Origin of the sequence: Paralteromonas sediminis, assembly GCF_003820355.1 — a bacterium.
Classification (GTDB): Bacteria; Pseudomonadota; Gammaproteobacteria; order Enterobacterales; family Alteromonadaceae; genus Alteromonas_F; species Alteromonas_F sediminis.
The window spans coordinates 116,652-133,417 of sequence record NZ_RPOK01000001.1 but is presented as its reverse complement, the minus strand read 5'-3'; the positions used below and the strand labels follow the sequence as shown (position 1 = coordinate 133,417).

Genomic DNA, 16,766 nt, shown 5'->3' with positions numbered 1-16,766 from the left:
CTGTTCAAAATGGGCACGCATTATAGTTAGTAATTACTATCTTGTCAAAAAAGTGTCATCTTAATAACAAGAAGTAATGACTAGTCAGCCTGTTTCCGCAAAAATGCCGGAATATCCAGATAGTCAATGTCATCTTTTGGCTGAGCTAGGTCATCAGTTTTAAGCGCCTGATTACCGTCAGTTGCCGGTCTAACTTCAACATTGGGCGTAAACTCTCTGGCCGTACCCGTCAATCGACTACCCTCTGAACTAACTAATGAGATATCAGGCTTTTTCTCTGCACCTATTCCTGTTGCAACCACAGTCACACGCAGTTCATCAGCCATCTCCATGTCTATCACAGTACCAACCACAACAGTGGCGTTTTCAGATGCAAACGCTTTTACGGCGTTACCTACTGTTTCGAATTCATCGATAGCAAAATCAGGACCCGCTGTAATATTAACCAAGATTCCACGTGCACCTGACAAGTCAATGTCTTCCAACAAAGGACAAGCAATAGCGGCTTCTGCTGCTTCCTCTGCGCGATCAGCGCCAGATGCATTGCCGCTGCCCATCATGGCAGTGCCCATTTCAGACATCACGGTTTTCACGTCAGCGAAGTCAACGTTGATCAAACCAGGACGGGTGATCAGCTCTGCAATACCCTGCACAGCACCGCGCAATACGTCATTGGCAGAGCTGAATGCCTGCAACAACGGCGTGCCAGGCCCCATCACTTTAAGTAGTTTTTCATTCGGGATAGTGATCAATGAGTCAACGTGTTTTGAAAGCTCTTCGATACCTTGACTGGCGTACTCGGTACGTTTTTTTCCTTCAAATGGGAAAGGCTTGGTGACAACCGCTACAGTGAGAATCCCCATCTCGCGTGCAATCTTGGCCACTTCAGGAGCTGCACCTGTTCCAGTACCCCCGCCCATACCGGCAGTGATAAATACCATATCCGCGCCCTCTAAAGACTGGCGAATGGTTTCGCGGTCTTCCTGTGCCGCTTCTCGGCCACGGTTTGGATCGGCCCCCGCACCAAGCCCTTTGGTTACATTAGAACCAATTTGCAAGGTAACGTTTGCAGTAGAACGACGAAGTACCTGCGCATCTGTGTTGACAGCGATAAACTCAACACCTTCAATGCTTTGTGAAACCATGTGCTCAACGGCATTACCGCCACCGCCGCCAACACCGATTACTTTGATTACGGCTTCTTCGCCGTGACTATCCATTAACTCAAACATACTTACTCTCCGGATTTGTACGTCTTTTTTTGCGCAACACACCCATAAGCCTTGGCCTTACTGCTTCCTTGCCGACCCTTATGGCTGTGCTTGACGCCCCCAAAAAAATTAAAATTCACCTTTGAACCAGCTTTGAACCCGGTTCCACAAGGTATCGCCGGTCTTATTACTGCCGGTCTTGTTATTACTTGTGTGTAGCTTTCCATACTGTAACAATCCTATCGCCGTAGCGAAACTAGCATCGTCAACATATTCTGATAAACCTTTAATGTTTATTGGCTGCCCTACTCTAACTGGCATTTGAAACAGCTCTTCTGCAAATTCGACTGCACCTTCCATTTTGGCAGTCCCACCGGTTAACACCAAACCCGCGGCAATTTGCTCTTCAAACCCACTACCACGAATTTCATCGTGAATGAGTTCGAATAATTCTTGATATCGAGGTTCAATGACCTCGGCCAGAGTATGCCTTGACATTGCTCGGGCTGGTCGACCTCCCACACTGGGCACTTCAATACTTTCTTCCATGCTGACCATATCTTTTAATGCACAGGCATAATTCACTTTTATATCTTCTGCATTGCTTATTGGCGTTCGGAAAATCTTCGCAATATCACTGGTAATTTGGTTACCGGCAACAGGAATAACGGCGGTATGCCTTATCGCTCCGTCTGTGTAAATCACCATATCCATAGTGCCACCACCGATATCGACGACGCAGACACCTAACTCTTTTTCATCGTCCGTCAATGCAGCATAAGATGACGCTAACGCCGAAAATATCAATTGGTCAGCATGAAGCTCACAGCGTTCAATACACTTAACCAGGTTTTTAGCCATGTCATCAGCACAGGTAATAATGTGTGCGTCGGCTTCCATCCTCACACCTGACATACCAATTGGATTTTTTATGCCCTCTTGCACATCAATAGTAAACTCTTGAGGAAGCACGTGAAGCAATCGCCTCTCTGCCGCAATCGGAACAGAGCGTGCGGCATGTACCACGTTGTCTACATCTTCCTGAGTCACCTCTTGGTTGTTAATCGGCACCATACCGTTTTCATTCTGACATTTAACGTGACGGCCGCTGATAGACATGAACACCGATGACACACGACAATCTGCCATTAGCTCCATTTCATGTACAGCACGCTGCACTGACTGAACCACTAGGTTCAAATCGTTCACGCCACCTTTATCCATACCTTTAGACGCATGCGTACCTACACCCACAACACTTAGCGTATCGTCAGCGAGTACTTCACCGATCACAGCCTTTACTTGACTGGTTCCTATGTCGAGTCCGACTATCAGATTGCGTTCTGCTGGTTTAGACATCCGTCTTGTTCTCTTCTTCTTGTTGCCAGCCCACGGCTAAACCCGTGTCATAGCGTAAATCTACATACTGGATAGGTTTGTCCTGCTTAGCCAACAACGGATATACATCAATAAAGCGTTGTAACCTATCCATAAATTCTTGCCGGCCCAGATTCAATCTAATGCCGTTGGTTAACTGTACCTGCCAGGCAAAACGTTCACTCAGCGACAATTCACTGATCGCCAGGCCGCTGGTCGCGAGCAACTGCTGCATCGCATTGTAACCTTCCAGCGCAGTCGTCTCGCTCCCGCCTGGCCCAAATAGCTGGGGCAGTTCAAGCGGTTCAGGAGCCACATTAAATGCCTCTCCAAAGGGATTCAGCACCATATCAGCATTCCAGGCAACGACTGGCTGTTGCTCTACCAAATAAATCTGCAACGTATGAGGCCACTGTTTTCTTATAGAAGCCCTGTACACCCACGGGTGTCCCTCGATTAACTCGTGTACCTCATTGACATCCAAAGCAAAAAAGCTTCCCGGTTGAGAGGTGCGAATCAAACGCTCCAACTCAGTGATGCTCACATGTTCAAACTCACCAGAAAACAGAATCGTCTGCACAGGCGACTTTTGCTCATCCTGCAAGTAATGCCGAATTTGCCAAGCCAAAAAAGCCAGCAAACAGATGACAGCTACTAAGAAGGTTAATCCTCCCCAGTGATACGCTGTCCAGCGCTGGCTCACACCCGCACTCCTGGCGCGAAACTGGTTGCGACTATCTCGCAGACCAAATCTTCAAAGGCCACGCCATCCACCTTAGCGGCTTTCGGGATCAGGCTAGTTGCCGTCATACCCGGAATGGTATTGAGTTCCAATAAATAGAACCGACCTTGTTCATCACGCATTGCATCAATACGCCCCCATCCTGATGCAGACAGCGCATTAAATGCATCCAAGCAGAGTGACCTTAACTGTTTTTCTTCTTCGTCACTCAAGCCACTCGGGCAAAAATACTGCGTCGTGCTGTCTTCGTATTTGGCAGCGTAATCATAAAACGTATGTGGGGTAGACATTCGGATTGAAGGTAATACTCGGTCTTTTATAATGCCGACTGTATATTCTTTACCAACAATGTACTGCTCAAGGAGCACAAGCGAATCATAACGAAACGCTGTACTTACAGCAGTGGCGAGTGTTTTAGCGCAATTCACCTTGGCCATACCTATACTCGATCCTTCTCGAGCAGGTTTCACCATGACGATCCCCCCCAGTTCATCCATTATAGCGCTACAAGATCCAGCGTCAAAGGTTGATTGCGTCACAATGCGGTATTTTGCAGTGGAAATTCCAACACTTTGCCAAATTTGCTTAGTGTGGATCTTATCCATCGCAATGGCTGACCCCAAAACACCGCATCCAGTATATGGCAAACCAAGGTATTCCAGCGCACCCTGTATGGTGCCATCTTCGCCTCCGCGGCCATGCAACATAATTAAGGCGCGATCTACCTTAAGATCTACCAGCTCGTGTAACGGCCGCGTTGATGGATCAAACGGGATAGCCTCTACCCCTTTTGCCAAAAGCGCTTGCAAGCAAGCTTGCCCTGAACTCAGTGAGACTTCACGCTCGGCTGATGTACCGCCCATAAGCACAGCCACCTTACCAAATTTATCTATTTGAACCGCTTGCGGCGTCATGTTTCTTTACGCTCCTGTCGCACAGTGCTGGATAAGTTGTTTTGCTAACATACCCACGCTACCTGCACCTTGCAGCATGACAATATCGTCGTGTTGTATAACGTTATTTAACATATCGAAAAGCTTTTCATTCGGTCCTACATAGATAGGCTCCACATCCCCGCGAAGCCGGATGGAACGGCATAAAGATTTACTGTCTGCCCCCTCAATGGGCTGCTCGCTCGCAGCGTAAACATCAAGTAATAACAAACTATCAGCGGCTGACAATACATCCACAAAGTCTTCGTACAGGTCACGAGTTCGCGAAAACCGGTGGGGCTGGTAAACCATCACTATCCGTTTGTCTGGCCAGTTGGCACGAGCCGCCGCCAAGGTCGCTTTTACTTCGGTCGGATGGTGACCGTAATCATCAACTAAGGTAAAGCTACCTTTCTCAACCTGCAGGTTTTCTGTTACGTCAAAACGTCTGCCTATGCCCTCAAAGCCAGCAAGTGCTGTCTGAATAGCCTTGTCATCAAGGCCTTCTTCGGTGGCTACAGCCACAGCAGCCAGTGCGTTGAGCACATTGTGCTGCCCCACCAAGTTCAACTTAATGTGTAACGGCTCACCTTTCGGCCTATGTGCCTCAAATTCCACACAGTTGAAACCAAATGTAATGTTCTTCGCCTGATAATCATTGTGGGCTTGCGTACCATAGGTCGATACGCTGCGACCAATTCTTGGCCTAAGGCGTTGAATGACTTCGTCATCACCACATACAATTGCCTGCCCGTAGAACGGCAGGTTATGCAAAAAGTCAATGAAGGTATCTTCCATTTTAGAGAAGTCGCCACCATAGGTGTCCATATGGTCGGCTTCAATATTGGTAACCACAGAAATCATCGGTTGGAGATGAAGAAAAGATGCATCACTCTCATCTGCTTCGGCAATTAAATAGCGACTACTACCCAGTTTTGCATTGGTGCCAGCACTATTCAGCAAGCCTCCAATCACAAATGTTGGATCTGTATTTGCCTCTGCAAAGATAGTTGCCAACAAACTGGTCGTGGTCGTCTTTCCGTGTGTTCCCGCCACGGCAATGCCATATCGAAACCGCATAAGTTCAGCCAGCATTTCAGCTCGGCGAATGATAGGTATTCGGTTTTCATTGGCATAGTGTATCTCAGGGTTGCTTTGATCAATCGCACTGGACACCACCACAACATTAGCACCTTGGGGATTATTGTATTGATGACCAATCGTCACCTCAGCACCTAGTTTTTCTAAGCGCTCAGTCATACTATTACGGGCGATATCAGAACCGGCTATTTGATAACCTTCATTAAGCAATACCTCTGCTATTCCCCCCATACCGGCACCACCAATGCCAATAAAAAAGATGCGCGTTACTCGTCGCATGGTTGGACTTTGAAAGTTTTGTTCTGCTGGCACTACGCTGACTCCACCACTCGTTGTTCACATTTTTCGACAATGCGTATTGTCGCATTTTTTGGCAACACCTTTTTAGCCTTTTCCCCCATATCAGCACATAACTGAGGATTGTTTAACCACTGGCTAATGGCTTCAGTCAAACCGTCAAAAAGTGTTGCCTGCGGAACAAGAAACGCTGCGCCTTTTTCAACCAAAGATTGCGCGTTTTTTGTCTGATGATCATCAACGGCATGAGGCAACGGCACAAAGCATGCTGCGACCCCCGCTTGTGCAATTTCAGAAACGGTTAATGCGCCCGCTCTGCAAATAATCGCATCGGCCCATGCATAATGCGATGCAACATCGTCAATAAAGTCAGCAACTTGAGCATTAACTCCTTCCTTCGCGTACGCTTCGGCTACTGCATATTGGTTACCTTTTCCACATTGATGCACGATATTCAGGTTATCAAATGCTTTACACACCAATGGCAAGGTTTCATTTAAGGCCTGTGCCCCCAAGCTACCACCGACGATAAACAGGTTCAGTGTTCCGTCAATGGCTTTACCCACCTTTTCTTTAATGTCTGTTCGAATAGGATTACCTACCACTTCCGACGCAATGCCTTTTTGCGCAAATACCTTGCTGGCTTGAGGAAACCCCAAAAGTACTTCATCTGCCAATTTGCCCAACAATCGATTGGTTAATCCGGGTACAGCATTCTGTTCATGAATGATCAATGGCGTGCGCGCCAGCTTGGCGGCAATACCCCCAGGCGCACTGGGATAACCACCAAAACCCAAGACCAGATCAGGCTTAACACGTTTAATCAATCCCATGGCGTTAAGCGTACTTCTTATTAGCCCAAATACGGCTAATAGCATATTGAATAGCCCTTTTCCTCTAAGACCTTTAACCGGCAAAAAGTGAATCTCATAGCCGCGACGTGGCACAATTTCAGCTTCCATTCTGTCGGCAGTACCCAACCAATGAATATGCCAACCTTGTTCACGTAAGCGATCGGCAACGGCCAATGCAGGAAAAATGTGGCCACCGGTTCCCCCTGCCATTACAATCGCGCTAGGCATCGACCACCTCACTGGGCTTGGACTTAGGTTTGTCTTTAGCATTACCCTTTGACATAGCCTGAACGCCGTCTACGCGACATTCAAAATCAATACGCAACAGGATTGCTACAGCAACAGTCATAACAATTAGGGAAGTACCGCCAGAACTAACCAGTGGAAGCGTCAGCCCTTTAGTGGGCAAAATACCCGCACTAGCTCCTACATTGACGGCCGTCTGAAAGCTAAACCAAATACCAATCGCATAGGCAAAGAAGGATTCAAAAGGGCGTTCCTTTGCCATCGCAATTTGGCCAATATTCAATGCTTTTATTACCAGATACAGCAAAAGTAATAAAACGACCATCACACCGACAAACCCCATCTCTTCAGCGATGATCGCCATGATAAAATCAGTATGGGCTTCAGGAAGAAATTCGTTTTTGTGCAAGCTGTTGCCGAGTCCCTGACCAAAAAGATCACCGCGACCGTATGCCATGAGTGATTGTGTTAACTGAAAGCCACCACCAAATGGATCAGCCCAAGGGTCGAGGAACGAGGTGACGCGCTTCAATCGGTATTCTTTGTCCAAAATAAGAACGACAAAAGCCAATAAGCCAACAAAGACCAATGCAAAGAATTGCCAAAGTCTCGCCCCAGCTAGAAACAACAAGCCTATCGTGGTGGTGAACATGACCACCACAGTACCAAAATCCGGTTGCTTGAGTAGTAGCAGGGCTAGAAGGAAAAATACAAACAAAGGTTTGATAAAGCCCTTTAAGTTTTCAGTGACTTCTTCGTAGCGTCGCACAAGGTAACCAGCCAGATAGGCAAACAAAAACAATTTGGCTCCCTCTGCGGGCTGAATAGTGAACCCTGCAATGGCGATCCAGCGTTTTGCTCCGTTAACCGTATGACCGATGGCCAGCACAGCAACCAGTAACAGAATAGCAAGTAACAATAACCACGGGTTAAAACGTTGCCAGACATACATAGGCACTTGCACGATAACCATGCCACAAATTAGTGAGGCAATGAGGTATATGGCATGGCGAATCGAAAAATGAAAGGGATTATCGAACAATCGTTCAGCAACTGGCATTGAAGCCGAGGTCACCATAACCAGCCCAATGGCCATTAGCGCCAGTGAAACCAGAATAAGTCCACCGTCGTAGGGTTTGTTGTCTGGGAAAACGTCCTTGGTCATGCAGCCGACACCCGTTCAACGGCAGATTTAAATACTGCGGCGCGATGCTCATAATTGTCAAACATGTCCCAGCTGGCACAGGCGGGTGACAGCAAGACCACATCGCCCTTTTGACATTCGAGGTTGATCATATCGACGGCTTCCTCCATAGAGTTTGCCGCCGCTGCATTTGCATGGAGTTCCTTGAGTTTATGCCCGTCTTTTCCCATGGCGATGAGTTTATACACGAATAGAGCAAAAACAGGAGCAAGATCGCTAAAGTCAGCGCCTTTGCCGTCGCCACCCGCAATCAAAAATAGTCGGCCTTGGGTCAGCGGGCCCAACCCCTTTAAGGCAGCGATTGTCGCCCCAGGGTTGGTCGCCTTTGAGTCATCAATCCACTGAACGCTTTTGTAATTAGAAATTGTTACACATCGGTGTTGCGGGGGGACAAATTGCATTACGCCATGCCGTAATGAGGTTACAGGAACATCTAGCAATCTCGCCATCGCACAACACGCCATTACATTCATGGCATTGTGTAAGCCAGCCATGGGAATATCGTTAACAGCAATCACTTCAGCGTTTCCCTGACACACAAAGCCATCAGAGACAGTCCAGTCATCATCAGATAAAACTTGGTTCAAACCAAATGTGCTTGTTTTATTCATTTTTTTTACAGGGATGGTTTCTGATTGTTCCCGCCAGTACACGGCTTTTAGCGCATGATTGTAGATACGCTGCTTCAATTTTCCATAGTGGGCAATAGTGCCATGGCGGTCCAAGTGATCATCACTCAAATTAAGAAAACACGCGATTTCAAGGGGTAAATTGCTTGTCATTTCCAACTGAAAACTGGACAACTCCAGCACTAGAACATCCACGTCGAGGTCGATACAGTCCAACGCGGGCTTGCCGACGTTACCCGCACATTGTGCTTTAATGCCTGCGTGATTTAATAGGTGTGTAAGCAGTAAAGTGCAGGTTGTTTTGCCATTGGAACCTGTTATCCCTACTAATTTAGGTGGCACTTGTCGCTGTGAGATAGCGTAAGCAAAGAGCTCTATATCACCAATTAGCGGAATATGGTGCCGGCGCACAGGTTCCAATGCATCGCCCCAAGGGTCAATGCCAGGACTGATGACCACGCCATCGACTGCTACCCAAAATGCATCGGTTTGCTCGCCCAATCGCCTTGCTGCTGATGCAGGAACCCGTTCGCTACTTGCGATATCGCTCGCATCTCGGGTATCCCAGCAGGTAACGTTTACCCCTTGAGCAATAAGGTAGCTAGCTACCGAGAGCCCGGTTTTACCTAGGCCCACTACCACAATGTGCTTATCAGGCAAGTTGTTCCATGGAGTTGTGATAGTCGGCGCCCCCATTTTTTACCTCAACTTAAGGGTGGCTAAGCCAATCAGCACAAGAATTAGCGAGATAATCCAAAACCGGACAATGACGGTTGGCTCAGGCCAGCCCTTTAATTCGAAGTGATGATGAATGGGCGCCATTCTGAATATGCGTTTACCACGAAGTTTATAAGAGCCTACCTGCAAAATCACCGAAAGGGTTTCGATAACAAATATACCACCCATTATGATAAGTACGATTTCCTGTCTTACCAATACGGCCAGAATACCTAATGCACCGCCCAGCGCCAATGAACCAACATCGCCCATAAAGACTTGTGCTGGATAAGTATTAAACCATAGGAAACCCAATCCAGCGCCTACAATGGCAGTGCACACCACCACGAGTTCGCTAGTGAAAGGAATATGCGGGATATTCAGGTAATCTGAGAAATTAACATTTCCGGTAACATAGGCGAATATTGCCAGTGCACCTGCAACCAGTATGGTGGGTACGATTGCCAACCCGTCCAAACCATCAGTCAAGTTAACTGCATTACTGCTGCCCACTAGCGCAAAGTAAACCAGGGCTAAGTACAACAACCCAAGTTGCGGCATCACATCTTTGAAAAATGGCACGATAAGGGCAGTCTCAGCCTCAAGTGAAGCTGCACTATACAAATAAAACGCGACCACGATCGCTACAACGGATAACCAAAAGTACTTCCATTTGGCTATCAAACCTTTAGGGTCTTTGCGCACCACTTTTCTGTAATCATCAACAAAACCGATGATGCCATAAGTGGTTATAACAAAGAGCGTCGCCCATACGTAGTGGTTGGACAAATCAGCCCAAAGTAACACGCTGGTCATAATGGCAAACAGAATAAGTACACCACCCATAGTGGGTGTGCCCGACTTAGACAGATGGCTTTCAGGACCATCATCTCTTACTGTCTGGCCAATTTGCAGACGCTGTAAAAAGCGGATCATTCGCGGACCAATCACAATGGCCAGAATCAACGCCGTCAGGGTGCTCGAAATGGCTCTCATAGTCAGATAAGAGAATACATTGAACCCAGTATCAAACTGGGTGAGCCACTGCGCCAGCCACATTAACATGCTACGCGCTCCCGACGGCGATTACGCTTTCCCAAGCTTGATGCCTCTATGGCTGCGGCAACATCTTCCATGCGTGCACTTCTAGACCCTTTGACCAGCAAAGTAATATCGCGAAACTCTGCAGCCAGTGTTGCCTCAAGTGACTGAAGCAAGTCCTCTGTTCGGGTATGGTGAATACCGGCTTCACCAAATACGGCACTCGCGGTTTGGCTTAATACACCAATAGTCATCAAGTTATCTATGCCCTTTTCTTTCGCGTACAAACCCACCTGTTCATGGTAATAACGAGATTTTTGACCCAGTTCTGCCATGTCGCCCAATACCAAAATGCGCCGACCTGAAAAGCTACTTAGTAGGTCAATTGCAGCGTTGACCGAAGCTACATTGGCATTGTAGGAATCGTCCAATAACCGAATATGTGGCGCGATTTGCTTCACATTCAAACGGCCCTTGACTTGTGACATATTTGCCAGGCCATCCTGGATGTCTTCGAGTGTTGCTCCCACTTCCATGGTGAGTGCAGCAGCCAGCATAGCGTTACCAATATTATGTTGGCCAGGAAGTGCCAGCCTGATATCTATTTCGCCGTCTGGTGTGCACAGTAAAAACTCAGCGCAACCATCTAGCGAAAGAGAGATGTCTTTAGCATAGAAATCAGCAGTAGCATTGTATTCTGTTGGCGAGAACTGTTTGACTTTACGTTGCTTAAGTTTGCCCAGCCAAAATGGCGCAAACTGACTATCTGCATTCACAATAGCCACACCATGCTGAGTAAGTCCCTTAAAGATTTCACTTTTCGCTCTGGCAACACCGAACAAACTCCCAAAGCCTTCCAAGTGAGACGCCGCTGCATTCACAATAGTCGCAACATCGGGCTTTACTAAGTCTGTGGTATACGCAATCTCGCCTAAGTGATTTGCGCCCAACTCAAGTACGGCATATTCGTGTTCTTGCTTTAATTCCAAAAGGGTCAGAGGTACACCAATATCATTGTTAAAATTACCTTTGGTAGCAAGAACAGCGCCACGTCTTGACAAGATCGCCGCACACATTTCTTTTACCGTGGTTTTTCCACTGGATCCCGTAATGGCAATAGTCTTTGGATTAACACAGTCCTTTACAGCCTTACCCAAAAGACCTAACGCTAGTTTCGTGTCCGCCACCTGAATCACAGACAATGACGTTTCTACAGGCTCGCTTGCAATAATTGCACACGCGCCCTCTTTTTCGGCAGTTTGAACAAAATCATGCCCATTAAAGCGTTCGCCCTTTAACGCGATATACAAATCGCCTTTTTGTAGCTCTCGGGTATCTGTGGTCACCTTAGTGACCATAGCGTCCGAACCTGTTAATTCACCGTTGACCTGCTGGGCTATCCAGCGCAAAGATTTGGTGATCATGATGAATACTCCTGTTGCAAACGCGCTATCACTGCACGCTCGTCGTAATCCAAAGTGTGATTATTGATAATTTGATAAGCTTCATGGCCTTTACCTGCGGCCAATATGAGGTCTTGTGGCGAAGCATTATTGAGACAATAGCGCAACGCCTGTTCCCGGTCTGGCTGATTCCCGACCACTGCTGCATCGTCAAATCCTTTCATAATGTCAGCCACGATAGTTTGCGGGTCTTCGCTGCGTGCATTGTCTGTGGTTAATACGACCCGATCGGCAAATTTCTCGGCAACGGTCGCCATTTGAGGACGTTTACCTTTGTCTCTGTCACCGCCGCAGCCAAAAATGCACCAGCATTTTGCCCCTGTGTGTTTCCTGACTGCTTGAAGCGCCTTTTCAAGCGCATCTGGCGTATGTGCGTAGTCAACCACCACATTGGCAGCTCGGCTGAACTCAAAAACTTCCATGCGACCGGCAACGGGTTTAACTTCTGCGATCCCTTTTATAACCTCACTGAAACGCTCTCCTTGCACTAGTAAGGTTGCGACTGCCGAGAGCAGGTTGTACACATTGAACTCGCCAAGTAGTGCGCATTTAACCTGGGCTTTCCCCCATGAGGTATGAAGTATGAATATTACGCCATTGGTGTGATACTGAATATCACTGGCAAAGCAATAGTGTTGGTATTCTTCAAAAACTTCGGATGTACTACGTAGACCGGTAATAACCGTTTTTATCCCTCTTTCTTTTGCACCCTCTATCCACGCTTTCGACCAGTGGTCGTCACCATTGATAACAGCCGCTCGCACACTAGGCTGATCAAGCAGAAGCCTTTTTGCAGCCGCGTATTCTTCCATTGTGCCGTGATAGTCGAGATGGTCTCGGGACAGATTAGTAAATACGGCTACATCGGTTTTAATCTGTGCCAATCGCCCTTGCACCAGCGCATGAGAAGACGCTTCAAAAGCAACATGTGCAACACCTTGCTGAACAAATTCAGCCAGCTGATACTGCATATATATAGCATCGGGGGTGGTGTTGGCGTTTTTTGACTCAGCCCAGTCTGTCTGCGGGCCTTCGTAAATAGCACTGCCCAAAGTACCAATCGCCGCAGAACGTGTGCCAAGTGTAAACTTCAGTTGAGAAATTAAATTGACGACAGAGGTTTTACCGTTGGTGCCGGTGACGGCTGTTGTGATTAACTTATTTGCAGGGTAATCATAGAACGCGCCTGCAATAGAAGACAGAATATCGGGTAAGGCATAAAGGTAAATCAGCACGGTGTGATCACGCATGGTAATTTGGCCATGTTCCTGTTCACTGTCAGCTTGCACAAAAATAATTGGTGTGCCCAGGCTTATTGCCTGAGGGATAAAATCACGACCGTCTAAGCTGTGTCCTTTCACCGCAACAAAAGCAACGTGCGACGATACGTCTCTGCTATCAAGCGTCATTGCCTGAATGCGAATGTCCGGCGCATCGATACCAAATTTTTGCATCAGAGGCCGCACACTTTGAACAAATTCACTGACTACCATCTAGCCTCCATGCCTAGCAAACGTTGAGGAAACACGCTTATCATCAGGCGCAACATTGAGCATTTGCAGTGCGCCCCCCATAATTTGCGAAAACACGGGTGCAGCAGTTTCATTGGCGTGGTACAAATCACCGCCGGGCTCATTGATCAGCACTACGGTAACCAGCTTTGGATCACTCACTGGTGCTATACCAGCAAAAATATTGACGTATTCACTGGAATAGCCTCCCGCTACCGCCTTTTTACTTGTACCTGTCTTTCCTGCAACCCGGTAACCCGCTACGGCCGCTCTTCTGGCCGAGGCATCCTCCTGAGTGACGCTCTCCATCATGTGTACTACTGCGCGGGCATTCTTTTCGCTGACAACGCGATAAGGTTCAGACTGAAATGTATTTTTCTTATCATTTTTAACGATATTAAGGGGCTTCTTTATACCGCCTGAAGCAAGGATCGTGTACATCCGGGCAATTTGCGCGGCAGTCACTGAAATATTGTAACCAAACGATAAGGCAGCTAATTCATGCTTTGACCAACGGCTACGCTCGTGGAAAATGCCGCTAATTTCACCGGTTAGATTCGTCCCCGTATCTTCCATTAGCCCCATGTTGTAATAGGTATCTATCCAAAAGCGCTCAGGAATAGACAGGACTAACTTGGAGGTGCCCATATTGCTCGACTTTTGAATGATTTCTTCTAATGTCATCAGGCCATTATTAACGGGGTCCTGAATGAGGCTCCCCCCTACTCGCATCCAGCCTGGTGAGGTATCAATAACATCATCAATCTGCACAGAACCAAATTCCAATGCGGCTAATACGGCCAGCGGTTTCATAGAAGAGCCGGGCTCAAACGCATCAGTGATCACTCGGTTACGCATGCGATGTGGTGATGCATTTTGTCTGTCATTGGGATTAAAAGAAGGGCTGTTTGCCATCGCCATGATGTCCCCACTTTCAACGTCCACAACAATCGCAGAAACCGAAGAAGCCTGGTAACGGATTGTCGCCTCTTTGACCGCCTTGTAGGCCAGTGCTTGAATACGTTGATCTATGGTCAGAACGAGACTACCGGCGTCCTCACCTTCTTTCATTTCAAGAAGTTCAACTTGGCGTCCCTTGGCGTCTCTACGAATTTTACGCGTACCAGGTGTGCCCGTTAGCCTATCGTTGTACAAACGTTCCAGCCCTTCAATGCCGTTGTCGTCAACGTCTGTGATTCCGATGAGCTGTGCTGATACCTCACCCGTTGGATAATAACGTCTGGATTCATTGAGCAGGTGAATGCCAGGTATATCAAGCTGGTCTACATAGTTAGCCATGGCGGGTGAAACCTGACGTTGCAGGTATACAAAACGACGTTTCGGATCCTGTACCCGCGCCATGAGTTCGCTGGTTTCCTGACCCAGTACATCCGACAATGCCAACCAACGTCTGTGATGCTGAAGCGCGCCCGTTTCATGAATAACTTTTGGGTCAGCCCATACTGCTCTCACTGGCACACTGACCGCGAGTTCAACGCCATTCCTGTCTTTAATGATGCCGCGATATGTTGGCATATTACGGGTTCTAAGGGTTCGGTTATCGCCCTCTTTTACCAAATGCCCTGGAGCAATTACCTGAATGTAAGCAGCCCTTACCGCCAGTACGACAAAAACACTTACCACACCAATGATAACCACCCAAAAGCGCCAGGGTAATTGTGCGGGGCGAACTGTCTGCTTCGCTTTGGCCATCTACTTTACTCTCACCACAACTTCTTCATCTACCGATGGACGGTACATATTCAGTTCTTTTTGAACCATGGCTTCAATGCGGTTGTGTTCTGTCAGAGCACGCTGTTCCAATACTAGATTACGCCATTCTATGTCTAAATCGTCCTGCTGCTGCATCAGCGCTTCAAGTTTGATGTTTTGCTGTCGGTTGTGATGCGTTGATAACACCACGGCTATGGCACTTATTACTACCAGCAAAGACAACAAAACCCGCATTTTATGGCGGGTCAAGTCAGTGACCAGTATCAGCAGCAGATTAAAATTTGTCCCTGCGTATTTCATCGTTTTTCGGCCACCCGCAACACAGAGCTTCGCGCCCGCACGTTTATGTCAATTTCTGCCTGGGAGGGTTTAATAGCCTTACCGATAAGCTTGAGCACTCTGTCGGCATCTATCTGCTCTGCAGTAATAGGTAACCCAACTGGATAGGCTTTGCCTTGGCTTTGATCTTTCATAAAGCGTTTAACAAGACGGTCTTCCAGAGAATGAAAACTGATTACAGCCAAACGACCATGCGGTGCCAGTAAGCTTACGGCCGCTTTCAACCCCTCCCTCAACTGGTCTAATTCTGCATTAATGTATATGCGAATAGCCTGAAATGAACGTGTGGCTGGATGTTTGAACTTGTCTTTGACGGGTACTGACTCGTCAATAATTTTCGCCAGTTGCAAAGTTCGGGTAATAGGTGTCAGCTGACGCGCATTAACAATACCGTGGGCAATGCGTTTGCCAAATTTTTCTTCGCCAAACTCTTTAATAACCTGTGCAATATCTTGCTCTTCTGCACTAGCTAACCACTGCGCTGCACTAAGACCAGAACTGGTATCCATTCGCATATCCAAAGGACCATCTCGCAAAAAGCTAAACCCGCGATCTGCCTGATCCAACTGAGGCGAAGAAACGCCTAAGTCCATCAATACGCCCTTCACCTTGCCGAGTAAGCCAAGTTTATCTATTTGCTCGGCCATGTCAGAAAAAGGGCTATGGATGATGCTAAAACGCGCATCTTGGTTGGCGAGCGCTTTCCCTTCTTCGATAGCTTGAGGGTCGCGATCGAAGGCGATTAAACGGCCGGAGTCACCAAGTGACGCTAATATCGCTCTGCTGTGCCCACCTCGTCCAAAGGTAGCATCTACATAAATACCTTCGGGTGCAATCGCTAGCCCTTCTAGGCACTCATTTAACAAGACAGAAGCATGTTCCGGGGAAGCGTAGTCGTTTGTACCACTCACAATGAGAAATCCTGCAACCGTTCTGTCAATTCGAAACCGCCGGCTCGTTCAGTAGCCACGTCAGCATCAATTTGCGCAGTCCAAGTTGCAGCATCCCAGATTTCAAATCGATTGAGCTTACCCACCAGCATGATGGACTTGTCTAATTTGGCATATTGACGAAGAGGAGGAGGCACCAAGACACGGCCGTTTTTGTCCATGTCACTGTCGGTAGCGTTGCCCAGAAGAAGCCTTTGAAGTCTACTTTCCTGCTCAATCATGCTGGAAAGCTTGAGAAGTTTTATTTCAATTTCTTCCCATTCGGGAAGTGGGTAAAGTAGCAAGCAGCTTTGCTTTGAGTCTATGGTGCAGATCAGCTGTCCGTCACAATCATCCAGAATAGACTGACGATACTTCGTTGGTATTGCCAGTCTCCCTTTGCTATCCAGATTAATTGCATTAGCGCCGCGGAACATTC

General features: G+C 47.6%; 15 protein-coding genes. All 15 read right to left on the bottom strand.

Going from position 1 to position 16,766, the window contains the following annotated elements; genetic code table 11:
- Positions 1–80 precede the first annotated feature (80 nt).
- The 15 genes from ftsZ to mraZ all read right to left on the bottom strand — a co-directional run bounded on the left by ftsZ (position 81) and on the right by mraZ (position 16,764).
- Positions 81–1,232, bottom strand: coding sequence for a cell division protein FtsZ (gene ftsZ / locus DRW07_RS00620; protein ID WP_124025953.1), 1,152 nt, complete (start codon positions 1,230–1,232; stop codon positions 81–83).
- Positions 1,233–1,340: 108 nt separating this feature from the next.
- Complete coding sequence (gene ftsA, locus DRW07_RS00615) at positions 1,341–2,570, bottom strand: cell division protein FtsA (RefSeq protein ID WP_124025952.1); 1,230 nt, start codon at positions 2,568–2,570, stop codon at positions 1,341–1,343.
- Positions 2,563–3,291 (bottom strand): cell division protein FtsQ/DivIB, encoded by a 729-nt coding sequence (locus DRW07_RS00610; RefSeq protein ID WP_240630467.1) that lies wholly within the window; start codon positions 3,289–3,291, stop codon positions 2,563–2,565. The genes ftsA and DRW07_RS00610 overlap by 8 nt, the downstream gene beginning before the upstream one ends.
- A complete protein-coding gene (locus DRW07_RS00605) occupies positions 3,288–4,244 on the bottom strand; it encodes a D-alanine--D-alanine ligase (RefSeq protein WP_124025950.1) in 957 nt (318 codons plus the stop codon). The genes DRW07_RS00610 and DRW07_RS00605 overlap by 4 nt, the downstream gene beginning before the upstream one ends.
- A 6-nt stretch (positions 4,245–4,250) precedes the next feature.
- Entirely contained in the window at positions 4,251–5,642 is a 1,392-nt protein-coding gene (gene murC / locus DRW07_RS00600; protein WP_124026806.1) for a UDP-N-acetylmuramate--L-alanine ligase, read from the bottom strand.
- A gap of 32 nt (positions 5,643–5,674) precedes the next feature.
- Positions 5,675–6,742: an undecaprenyldiphospho-muramoylpentapeptide beta-N-acetylglucosaminyltransferase gene (gene murG, locus DRW07_RS00595; RefSeq protein WP_124025949.1), complete on the bottom strand. Its 1,068-nt coding sequence runs from the start codon at positions 6,740–6,742 to the stop codon at positions 5,675–5,677.
- A complete protein-coding gene (ftsW, locus tag DRW07_RS00590; RefSeq protein WP_124025948.1) occupies positions 6,735–7,925 on the bottom strand; it encodes a cell division protein FtsW in 1,191 nt (396 codons plus the stop codon). The genes murG and ftsW overlap by 8 nt, the downstream gene beginning before the upstream one ends.
- Positions 7,922–9,289, bottom strand: a complete 1,368-nt coding sequence (murD, locus tag DRW07_RS00585) for a UDP-N-acetylmuramoyl-L-alanine--D-glutamate ligase (protein ID WP_124025947.1) — start codon at positions 9,287–9,289, stop codon at positions 7,922–7,924. The genes ftsW and murD overlap by 4 nt, the downstream gene beginning before the upstream one ends.
- Before the next feature lie 3 nt (positions 9,290–9,292).
- The gene (gene mraY / locus DRW07_RS00580; protein WP_124025946.1) at positions 9,293–10,375 is read right to left on the bottom strand and encodes a phospho-N-acetylmuramoyl-pentapeptide-transferase; all 1,083 of its coding nucleotides are present in this window, start codon (positions 10,373–10,375) and stop codon (positions 9,293–9,295) included.
- Positions 10,369–11,775, bottom strand: coding sequence for a UDP-N-acetylmuramoyl-tripeptide--D-alanyl-D-alanine ligase (locus tag DRW07_RS00575; RefSeq protein WP_124025945.1), 1,407 nt, complete (start codon positions 11,773–11,775; stop codon positions 10,369–10,371). Before DRW07_RS00575 ends, mraY begins: the two co-directional genes overlap by 7 nt.
- Positions 11,772–13,307, bottom strand: coding sequence for a UDP-N-acetylmuramoyl-L-alanyl-D-glutamate--2,6-diaminopimelate ligase (locus DRW07_RS00570; RefSeq protein ID WP_124025944.1), 1,536 nt, complete (start codon positions 13,305–13,307; stop codon positions 11,772–11,774). The genes DRW07_RS00575 and DRW07_RS00570 overlap by 4 nt, the downstream gene beginning before the upstream one ends.
- Positions 13,308–15,038, bottom strand: a complete 1,731-nt coding sequence (locus DRW07_RS00565) for a penicillin-binding transpeptidase domain-containing protein (protein ID WP_124025943.1) — start codon at positions 15,036–15,038, stop codon at positions 13,308–13,310.
- The gene (ftsL, locus tag DRW07_RS00560) at positions 15,039–15,359 is read right to left on the bottom strand and encodes a cell division protein FtsL (protein ID WP_124025942.1); all 321 of its coding nucleotides are present in this window, start codon (positions 15,357–15,359) and stop codon (positions 15,039–15,041) included.
- Positions 15,356–16,309, bottom strand: a complete 954-nt coding sequence (rsmH, locus tag DRW07_RS00555) for a 16S rRNA (cytosine(1402)-N(4))-methyltransferase RsmH (RefSeq protein WP_124025941.1) — start codon at positions 16,307–16,309, stop codon at positions 15,356–15,358. Before rsmH ends, ftsL begins: the two co-directional genes overlap by 4 nt.
- Positions 16,306–16,764, bottom strand: coding sequence for a division/cell wall cluster transcriptional repressor MraZ (mraZ, locus tag DRW07_RS00550; protein WP_124025940.1), 459 nt, complete (start codon positions 16,762–16,764; stop codon positions 16,306–16,308). The genes rsmH and mraZ overlap by 4 nt, the downstream gene beginning before the upstream one ends.
- Positions 16,765–16,766: the final 2 nt, after the last annotated feature.

Excerpts from the sequence above, each read along its gene's own strand:
- DRW07_RS00575 (WP_124025945.1), bottom strand. The coding sequence starts at position 11,775 with ATGATCACCAAATCTTTGCGCTGGATAGCCCAGCAGGTCAACGGTGAA.
- murD (WP_124025947.1), bottom strand. The coding sequence starts at position 9,289 with ATGGGGGCGCCGACTATCACAACTCCATGGAACAACTTGCCTGATAAG.
- mraZ (WP_124025940.1), bottom strand. The coding sequence starts at position 16,764 with ATGTTCCGCGGCGCTAATGCAATTAATCTGGATAGCAAAGGGAGACTG.
- ftsA (WP_124025952.1), bottom strand. The coding sequence starts at position 2,570 with ATGTCTAAACCAGCAGAACGCAATCTGATAGTCGGACTCGACATAGGA.
- DRW07_RS00565 (WP_124025943.1), bottom strand. The coding sequence starts at position 15,038 with ATGGCCAAAGCGAAGCAGACAGTTCGCCCCGCACAATTACCCTGGCGC.
- murC (WP_124026806.1), bottom strand. The coding sequence starts at position 5,642 with ATGCGACGAGTAACGCGCATCTTTTTTATTGGCATTGGTGGTGCCGGT.
- ftsL (WP_124025942.1), bottom strand. The coding sequence starts at position 15,359 with ATGAAATACGCAGGGACAAATTTTAATCTGCTGCTGATACTGGTCACT.
- murG (WP_124025949.1), bottom strand. The coding sequence starts at position 6,742 with ATGCCTAGCGCGATTGTAATGGCAGGGGGAACCGGTGGCCACATTTTT.
- mraY (WP_124025946.1), bottom strand. The coding sequence starts at position 10,375 with ATGTTAATGTGGCTGGCGCAGTGGCTCACCCAGTTTGATACTGGGTTC.
- ftsW (WP_124025948.1), bottom strand. The coding sequence starts at position 7,925 with ATGACCAAGGACGTTTTCCCAGACAACAAACCCTACGACGGTGGACTT.
- DRW07_RS00605 (WP_124025950.1), bottom strand. The coding sequence starts at position 4,244 with ATGACGCCGCAAGCGGTTCAAATAGATAAATTTGGTAAGGTGGCTGTG.
- DRW07_RS00570 (WP_124025944.1), bottom strand. The coding sequence starts at position 13,307 with ATGGTAGTCAGTGAATTTGTTCAAAGTGTGCGGCCTCTGATGCAAAAA.
- ftsZ (WP_124025953.1), bottom strand. The coding sequence starts at position 1,232 with ATGTTTGAGTTAATGGATAGTCACGGCGAAGAAGCCGTAATCAAAGTA.